This is a genomic window from Micromonospora sp. NPDC004336 (assembly GCF_053602615.1).
The window spans coordinates 1-8,880 of the sequence record NZ_JBSGDY010000213.1; the positions used below are offsets into that span (position 1 = coordinate 1).

Below are 8,880 nucleotides of genomic sequence, written 5' to 3' on the forward strand. Positions count from 1 at the left end.
CCCGGGGGCGACCGCGGCGGGCGGCGCGCCGCCGACCGGTCAGGCCACGCTTGCGGCCGCCCGCAGGCTGGCCGGGCGCATGTCCGTCCAGACGTTCTCGATGTGGGTCAGGCACTCCTCGCGCGAGCCGCGGACCTCCATCGTCCGCCACCCCTGCGGGACCGGCCGGTCCCCCGGCCAGATCGAGTACTGCTCCTCCGCGTTGCGGACGACGACGTACTGCTCCGCCTCGAAACTCATCCCGCGTCTCCCCGTCACGAACCGGTCGATGAGATCACTGGTACCGCACGAACCCTATGCCAGCCGACGCGACCGGGGCAACGACGGCCGTCACTCGATCCCGGCGCGGGCGGCGGCCCCGCCCCCGCGTCGGCGGGGGCTCAGTCACCGGCGCCGTCGGCCCGCCGGGCGTCGTCGGACAGCGGCCCGACGAGCAGCTCGAACGCCTCGGCGTACCAGGTCTCCGGCACCGACTCGGGATCGACGAGGCGCTGGATGCTCAGCCCGATGTCGAGCCCCAGCAGCAGCGTCGCCGTACGCGCCACCAGCGCCGGATCCGGCCCGTCGGCCCGGGCCGCCAGGTGGGCGGCGATGCCGGCGCGGGTGCGGCGCAGCGCCTCGATGTAGCGGGGGCGCACCCGAGGGTTGCGCATGGCCGCGATCCAGAACTCCATCATGAGCAGCGCGAAGTCGGCGTTCTCCCCGGCCCGGTCGCCGGTCGAGTTGGCCGAGCTGAGGGCGGCGAACGCCTGCACCATGTCGGTCTCGCCCGTGGTCACCGCGGTCAGGTCGGTGCCGATGATGTCGAGCTGCCGGTCCAGCAGGGCGAGGATGATGTCCTCCTTGTTGCGGAAGCTGGAGTAGACCGCGCCCTTGGTCAGGCCGGCCGCCGCGGCGATGTCGTCCAGGGAGGCCGCCGGTCCCCGCTCCGCGAGCAGCCGCTGCGCCGCGTCGAGCAGGCGGTTGCGGTTCTGCCGCTGCCGCTCCTGGCGCCCCATCCGTTCCATCAGGCGACTCTCCCGTCATTCCGCTTGACCACAATCTGCGCATTCCGCATACTCGGCGGTATCTGAATACCGACCAGTATCGGAGATGTCATGGTGCTGCGCGTGGACCATGTCTGCAAGGAGTATCGCGGAGGGGTGCGGGCCAACGACGACATCAGCATCCGGGTGAACGCCGGCCAGGTCTACGGCCTGCTCGGCCACAACGGCGCCGGCAAGACCACGCTGGTCAACCAGGTCGCCGGGCTGATCCGCCCGACCAGCGGCACCATCCGCATCGGCGACGGCGACCCGGTCGCCGACCCCGGGTTCGCCCACCGGGTCTGCTCGGTACAGCCGCAGGCCCAGGTGCCGCTGATGGGCGTCACGCCCCGCCAGGCCATCACCCTGGTCGCCCGGATCCGGGGCGCCGGCCGGGCCGAGGCGGCCGCCGCCACCCAGCGGCTGCTCGAGGCCCTCGACATCACCGAGTGGGCCGACACCCCCGCCGAGCGCCTCTCCGGCGGCGTCCGGCGCCTCGCCGCGTACTGCCTCGCCGCCGTGCGACCCGGCCGGGTGATCGTGCTCGACGAGCCCAGCAACGACGTCGACCCGGTGCGCCGGCGGCTGCTGTGGCAGCAGGTCCGGTCGCTCGCCGACGACGGGGCGGCCGTCCTCCTCGTCACCCACAACCTCACCGAGGTCGAGCGGATCCTCGACCGGCTCTCGGTGCTGGCGCACGGCCGGGTGGTCGCCGAGGGCACCGTCGCCGACCTGCGCGCCGGCGCCGGGCCGGCGCTGCGGCTCGACGTCAGCCTGTCGGCCGGCAGCCCGGAGCCGGCCGTGCCGCCGTTCGCCACGCAGCCACCGCGCCGCGACCGCCAGCGGCTGGTGTACGCCCTCGACACCGCCGGGGCGGTGGCCGCCACCGAGTGGGCGGCGCGCATGCAGAGCGCCGGCGCCATCGAGGACTTCTCGCTCTATCCGATGCGGGTCGAGGACATCTACCTCGCCCTGGAGGAACACCGGCCGGCGACCGACGAGGAGGTCAACGATGTCGTGGCTCCGTAGCTACGCCCTGCTGCTGCGCTGGAACGCGCTGCGGCTGCGCTTCCTGCTCCCGCTCTTCGCGATCGTCTCCGCCGGGCTCTCCGTCGGCATCATCGTCGGCTTCGCGTACCTGCTGCCCGACGTGGACGCGACCAGCGCCGCGTTCCTCGCCACCGGCGGCCCCACCATCGGGCTCATCACCGTCGGCCTGGTGATGGCCCCGAACATGGTGGCGCAGAGCAAGTTGCAGGGCAGCTTCGAGTTCGACCAGACGCTGCCCGTCCCACCGCTGGCCTCCGTCGCCGCCGGAGTCACCGTGTGGATCCTGGGCGCGCTGCCCGGGCTCGTGCTGTCGCTGGTCGTCGCCGCGTTCCGCTTCGACCTGCGACTGGACCCGAGCCCGCTGGTGATCCCCGCCGCCCTGCTCGTCGCCCTGACCGCCACCACGCTCGGTTACGGGCTGGCCCACGCCCTCCCGCCCGCGGCGGTCGGGCTGGTGACCCAGCTCGTCGTCTTCGTCACGCTGATGTTCTCCCCCGTCAACTTCCCCGTCGACCGGCTACCGGGCTGGTTGCAGGCCGTGCACGTCGTGCTCCCGTTCCAGTACATGGCGCAGAGCGTGCGCGAGTCGCTCGTCGGCGGCATCAGCGGCACCCCGTACCTCGTGATGGGCGCGTGGTGCCTGGTCGGTCTCGTGGTGACCTACCGGCTGATCGTCCGCCGGCCCTGACTCAGGCCGGCGTCACCTCGTACAGCGGGAAGTAGCTGTCGAACGCGTCCCGGGAGTACGCGTCGGCCAGCTGCGGGATGGCGTCGAAGGAGGCCACCGGCTCGTTGATCTCGGGCAACCAGCCGGTGCTCTCCTGCACGTCCCGGATCCGGGCGCAGTCCTGGAACCGCCAGGCGTGGGTGTGCACGTGGATGTGCCGGCCGATGCACTCCACCGCCCGCAGGTTCGACAGCCGCATGCCGTGCTTCCAGCCGACGGTGGCGAGCACGCTCTCCCGGGCCAGCGACTGGAGCGTCACCCGGTGCAGCCCGCCGCCCATGTTGTCCAGGAAGATCGAGACGCCCTGGCCGCCGCTGATCTCCATCACCCGCTCGACGAAGCGCCGCCTGGAGTCCCGGTGCCGGTCCAGCGCGTCCGGGTCGCCGGAGGCCCTCGCCACGTCGTAGTCGAGGTCGGGGAACTCGCGGCGGTCGATCGGGGTGGCGCCGGACGCGGCGATCGCGGCCAGCCGGCTGTCGCGGCCGGAGACCATGGCCGTCCGGAAGCCGTCCCGCCGGGCCAGCTCCAGCTGCGCCCAGACCACGCCGCCGCCCCAGCCGAGGACCAGCGGGGGCTCGTCCCAGTGGTCGTCGACCTGGGCCTCCCAGCAGCGCCGGGCCACCCGCCAGTTGTCCCAGGCCGTGAAGTACCGGGCGAACGGCGCCCAGCGCTCGATCGGGTGGCGGCTCTGCTCCGGCAGCGGCACCAGCAGCCGCGCCTCCGTGACGAACCGGCCGCACAGCAGCCCCGGCGAGCCGGGGGCGTCGTACGCGCAGATGCGCTCGGCGTAGCCGTTGCGGTCGATCACCCCGAACGGGATCCACAGGCACTGCTGCCCCTCGCGCAGCCCCCGCACCCCCGGCCCGGCCGCGAGCACCCGGACCACCCCGCAGGTGCCGAGCACGATCCGGTCGTCACCCCGCTGCCGGGCCACGTCCACCGGGTGCCGGGAGATGGCGTGCTCCATGTTCGCCTCCCAGCAGCCCACCAGCGGCTCGACGAGGACCTCGCCCTCACCGGGCCGGCGCACCGGGATCTGCTCCAGCGTCAACTGCCCGCGGGTGAGCTCGCTCCCCGGCTCAGTGGCATGCAGCACCCACGCCTTGGTCGTCGCCATCCTGCACCTCCTGATCGTCGTCATCCATCTGGGCGGCCAGTGCCTGTTCCACGGCGGCGGCGAACGCCGTCACCGTGCGGTTCTCGAAGACGCTGCGGATCGGCAGGTCCACCTGCCACGCCCGGCGGGCCCGCGACACCACCTGGGTCGCCTTGATCGAGGTCCCGCCGAGGGCGAAGAAGTCGCCGTCGGGGCCGAGGCCGTCCACCTGGAGCACCTGGCCCCAGAGCGTCGCCACCGCCTGCTCGGTGACCGTCATCTCGGCCTGCGCCGCCCGCTCCCCGGCGAGGTCGCGCGGCGACGGCAGGGCGCGCACGTCGAGCTTCCCGCTGCTGGTCAGCGGCAGCCGGTCGAGCGGCACGACGGCGCCGGGCAGCATGTACTCCGGCAGGACCTGCGCGCAGTGCGCCAGCAGCTTCTCCGCGTCCACCCGCGCCGCGCCGGCCGGCACCACGTACGCCACCAGGGTGTCCGGCGTGCCGTCCGAGCCGTCGGAGGCGCGGGCCACCACCGCGCAGTCGGCCACGTCGTCGTGCCGGCGCAGCACCGCCTCCACCTCGCCGGTCTCGATGCGCAGGCCGCGCACCTTGACCTGCTGGTCGGTGCGCCCGAGGAAGCGCAGCTCGCCGTCCTCCGTCCAGCGCACCAGGTCGCCGGTGCGGTAGAGGCGGGCGCCGGGCGGGCCGGACGGGTCCGGCACGAACCGCTGCGTGGTCAGGTCGGGCCGCCCGGCGTACCCCCGGGCCAGCCCGACGCCGCCGACGTGCAGCTCGCCGGGGACGCCGACGCCGACCGGGCGGCCGGCGGCGTCCAGCACCCGGACCGTGACGTTCGGGATGGGCCGGCCGATGGGCGGCGCCTCGTCCTCGGGGCCGCACTCGTGCACCGAGACCCAGATCGTCGCCTCGGTGGGGCCGTACGCGTTGAAGACCCGGCGCCCCGGGGCGCGCCACTGCCGCACCAGCGACGCCGGCAGCGCCTCGCCGGCGAGGACGAGGAGGCGCAGCTCCGGCAGGGCCGCGACCGGAACGGCCGCCAGGGCCGACGGGGTGATGGTCAGCGCGGTGATCCGCTCGGTGGCGAGCAGGTCCCGCAGGTCGGGGCCCGGCGCCACCCGCTCGGCCGGCGCGAGGTGCAGGGCGGCGCCCGCGCCGAGGGCCATGGCCACGTCGAACACCGACGCGTCGAACGTCGGCGACGCCCACTGCAGCACCCGGTCGTCCGGGCCCAGCCCGAAGAGCGCGCGCTGGGCGGCGACGACGTTGCACAGCCCCCGGTGCGGCACGAGCACGCCCTTCGGCCGCCCGGTCGATCCCGAGGTGTAGATGGAGTAGGCGAGGTCGTCGGGGCCCACCGTGGCGGGCAGCCGGTCGTCGGGCAGGCCGGCGTACCGGTCCCGGTGCGCGTCCAGCAGCACGGTCTCCACCCCGGCGCGCGGCAGGCCGGCCCGGTGCCGGCGGTCGCTGACCACCACCGCGACGCCCGCGTCGGCGAGGATGTCGGCCAGCCGGGCCGGCGGGTGCCCGGGGTCCAGCGCGACGAAGTAGCCGCCGGCCTTGAGCACGGCGAGCATCGCCACGACCAGTTCGGGGGTACGCCCCAGGCACAGCCCGACGGGCGTGCCCGGGCCCACGCCCAGGCCGTGCAGGTGCCGGGCGAGCTGGTTGGCCCGGCGGTCCAGCTCCCCGTAGCTGACCGACTCGCCGCCGGCGCGCAGGGCGACCCGGTCGCCGCCCAGGTCGGCCTGCTCCTCGACGAGCCCGTGCACGGTCGCCGCGTCCGGGTACGGCGCGGACGTCCCGCCCCAGCCGGCCACCAGGGCGCGCTCGGCGTCGGTCAGCACGTCCACGTCCCGCACCGCCGTGTCCGGGCGCGTCGCCACCGTGTCGACCACCGTCGCGAGGTGCCCGAGCAGCCGGGCGACGGCGTCGTGGCCGACCCGTCGGGGGTCGTAGCCGACCCGGACGGCCAGCCGGTCGCCCTCGGGGATCACCAGCACCGACAGCGGGTAGTTGGTCCGGTAGCGGTACTGCCCGTCGCGGATCTCGACAGCGCCGCTGCGCCGGTGCAGCACGCCCACCCCGGGCAGGTTGAGCACGGTCATGATGGTGTCGAACAGGGGCAGGCCCGGCGGCACGTCGCTCCACCGCTGCACCTGCTCCAGCGGGCTGAAGTCGTAGCGGCGCAGCGCCGCCTGCTCGTGTTGCAGGGCGACGGCGGTGGCGAGGACCGAGCGGGCCGGGTCGAAGCGGACCCGCACCGGCAGGGTGTTGATGAACAGGCCGGCGGTCTGCTCCACCCCCGGCACGTCCGACGGGCGGCTGGACAGCGTGCCGCCGAACACGACGTCGTCGCGCCCGCTGTGCGCCCGCAGCACCAGCGCCCAGCACGTCTGCAGCAGCGAGCCGAGGGTGACCTCGCGGCGCCGGCCCAGCTCCCGCAGGGCCGCCACGGTCTCCGCCGGAACGTGCAGCACCTGCTCCGGGTTGTCCCGCCCGGACGGCTCCGGCGCGTCGCCCTCGGCGGGACGGATCCACGCCGGGGTGGTCGAGTCGGTGACGCCGCGCAGCGCCTCCCGCCACGCCTGCCGGGCCGCGTCGAGGTCCTGGGCCCGCACCCAGCCGACGTACTCGTGGAAGGAGGTCGCCGGCCCGGTCTCCAGCTCCCGCCCGGCGGCCAGCGTGTCGTAGTTGGCGAACGCCTCGTCGAGCACCATCAGCGCCGACCACGCGTCCAGCAGCAGGTGGTGGTAGCGCAGGACGAAGGTGTGGTCCTCGTCGCCGGTGCGGATGAGGGTCAGCCGGACCAGCGGCGGCTGCTGCACGTCGAAGCCCTGGAGCCGGTCGGCGCGCAGCCGCTCCTCCAGCCGCGCCGGCAGTTCCGCCGGGGGCACGTCCCGCCAGTCCAGGGTCTCCATGGGCACCTCGACGTGCTCCCGGACGACCTGGACGGGCTGCTTGATGTCCTCCCAGTGGAACGACGTGCGCAGCACCGCGTGCCGCTGGGTGAGCGCCTGCCACGCCGCGAGCAGCAGGCCCGGGTCGACGGGCCCGTGCAGCCGGTATTCGACCTGGTCGACGTAGAAGGCCGCCCGGGGGTCGGCGAGGCTGTGCGACAGCAGCCCTTCCTGCATGTACGACAGCCGGTAGATGTTGTCGACTCCGGGAACGGTCAAGGCTTGTCCTTCCTCAGCGTCTCGGGTGCGATGGGACGTCCGTTCGGCCGGCCGGATCCCGCCCCGGCCAGTTGCGCGGCCAGCGCGGTCAGGTCGCCCGCGTCCAGGCCGGCGTCGGCGAACGCGGCCAGGTCGGCCGGGGCGCGGCGGCTCCCGCCGGCCGGGGCGCGCTCCCCGGTCCGGTGCTCCGGCCCGGGGTCCGTACGCCCGCCGGTCTCCCCGTCCCCGCCCCGCCGGCCGTCGTCCTGCCGGTCGTCGGTGGCGACCGCGGCGAGGTCCCGGACGGTCGGGTGGGCGAAGACGTCGGCCTCGGCGATCCGCAGGCCCGCCCGGCGGGCCGCCCCGACCAGCCGGAGGCTGAGGATCGAGTCGCCCCCGAGGTCGAAGAAGTTGTCGGTGACGCCGACCCGGTCGACCCGGAAGACCTCCGCCCAGATCTCGGCGAGGATCCGCTCGCGCGGGCTCTCCGGCGCCCGGTGCGGGCGGTCGGCTCCCGGCCCGGCGGCCCGGGCGGTCGGGGCCGCGTCGACGAGTTCGGCGTAGAGGCCCGGCTGCCACCGTCGCGGCAGGTGCCCGGCGAGCCGGGACCAGTCGGCGTCGGCGACCACCAGGCACGGCGGCGCGGACGCGGACCCCGCCAGCACGTCCAGCCCGTCGGCCGGGTCGAGGGGGTGCAGGCCGAACGCGGCCAGCCGCTCCCGCTCGCGTTCGCCCAGCCGCGCCGCCATCCCGGTCCGCGCCCACGGGCCCCAGGCGATGCTGACCGCCGGCAGGCCGACGGCCCGACGGTGCGCGGCGAGGGCGTCGAGGAAGGCGTTCCCGGCGGCGTACCCGGCCTGGCCGGCGGTGCCGACCACCCCGGCCAGCGAGGAGAACAGCACGAAGAAGTCGAGCTGGTCGTGGAGGGTCGCGAGGTGCAGCTGCGCGGCGGCCAGCTTCGGCAGCAGCGGGGTGTCGAGGCGGTCGGGCGTCTGCACGCCGAGCGGGGCGTCGTCGAGGCCGCCGGCGGCGTGCACCACGCCCCGCAGCGGCGGGCCGGCGCGCCGCGCGGCGGCCACCGCCAGATCCAGCGCGACCGGGTCGGTGACGTCGCAGGTCAGGGTGCGGACCCGGTCGTCCTCGCCCGCCGGGGGCTCGGCGGTCGTGGCGCCCCGGGACAGCAGCCACACCCGGCCCGCGCCGCGGTCCAGCAGCCAGGCCGCGACCAACCGGCCGAGGCCGCCGGTGCCGCCGGTGACGAGGTACCCGCCGTCGGGGCGCACGGGCAGGCTCGCCGGCCGGTCGCCGGCGTGCCGCGCACCGGGACCGTCGGTGGCGGCCTCCGGCTGTTCGGCCGGCGCCGGCAGCAGCCGGGGCACCAGCGTCCCCGACGGGCGGGCGGCCTGCTGCGGCGGCGGTGCCGGGGCGGTGAGCGCGGCGAGCACGGCGGCGGCGTCCGCGTCGGGGTCGCCGCCGTCGGCCGGCAGGTCGAGCAGGACGACGTCGGCGTCCGGCCGCTCGGTCATCGCCACCCGGCCCAGCCCCCAGACGGCGGCGTGGGTCGGGTCGACCGGGCCGGCGTCGGTCTGCTGGCAGCCGCGGGTGACAAGCACCAGCCGGGCCTCCGGGTGCCGGGCGGCCTGGGCGTGCAGCAGGTGCAGGGCGGCGTGCGCGCCGTGGGCCTGCCGGTCGCGCAGCGCCGCCGCGCCGCCCGGCACGCCGGGGCCGTCGTCGAGGGGCCAGAGCAGGGCCTCGGCCATGTGCGCGAACTGCCCGGGCAGCGAGAAGGTCTGCAGCATGACCAGGA

7 protein-coding genes are annotated in these 8,880 nt (G+C 75.6%); 2 read left to right on the forward strand and 5 right to left on the reverse strand.

Annotated elements, in window-relative coordinates; genetic code table 11:
• Positions 1-39: 39 nt before the first annotated feature.
• A complete protein-coding gene (locus tag ACWENR_RS27665; RefSeq protein WP_452279882.1) occupies positions 40-240 on the reverse strand; it encodes an MbtH family protein in 201 nt (66 codons plus the stop codon).
• Positions 241-380: 140 nt separating this feature from the next.
• Positions 381-1,007, reverse strand: a complete 627-nt coding sequence (locus ACWENR_RS27670; RefSeq protein ID WP_452279883.1) for a TetR/AcrR family transcriptional regulator — start codon at positions 1,005-1,007, stop codon at positions 381-383.
• Between the two features lie 90 nt (positions 1,008-1,097).
• Between ACWENR_RS27670 and ACWENR_RS27675 the strand changes: the two genes are divergently transcribed.
• Positions 1,098-2,054, forward strand: a complete 957-nt coding sequence (locus tag ACWENR_RS27675; RefSeq protein WP_452279884.1) for an ABC transporter ATP-binding protein — start codon at positions 1,098-1,100, stop codon at positions 2,052-2,054.
• Positions 2,038-2,763: an ABC transporter permease gene (locus ACWENR_RS27680; RefSeq protein ID WP_091097021.1), complete on the forward strand. Its 726-nt coding sequence runs from the start codon at positions 2,038-2,040 to the stop codon at positions 2,761-2,763. The genes ACWENR_RS27675 and ACWENR_RS27680 overlap by 17 nt, the downstream gene beginning before the upstream one ends.
• Before the next feature lies 1 nt (position 2,764).
• Here ACWENR_RS27680 and ACWENR_RS27685 read toward each other — a convergent pair whose 3' ends face one another.
• From ACWENR_RS27685 to ACWENR_RS27695, 3 genes are all read right to left on the reverse strand, one after another.
• A complete protein-coding gene (locus tag ACWENR_RS27685; RefSeq protein WP_452279885.1) occupies positions 2,765-3,919 on the reverse strand; it encodes a hypothetical protein in 1,155 nt (384 codons plus the stop codon).
• Positions 3,882-7,094, reverse strand: a complete 3,213-nt coding sequence (locus ACWENR_RS27690; RefSeq protein WP_452279886.1) for a non-ribosomal peptide synthetase — start codon at positions 7,092-7,094, stop codon at positions 3,882-3,884. The genes ACWENR_RS27685 and ACWENR_RS27690 overlap by 38 nt, the downstream gene beginning before the upstream one ends.
• A partial coding sequence (locus ACWENR_RS27695; protein WP_452279887.1) for an SDR family NAD(P)-dependent oxidoreductase occupies positions 7,091-8,880 on the reverse strand: 1,790 nt, incomplete at its 5' end. The genes ACWENR_RS27695 and ACWENR_RS27690, both read right to left, overlap by 4 nt.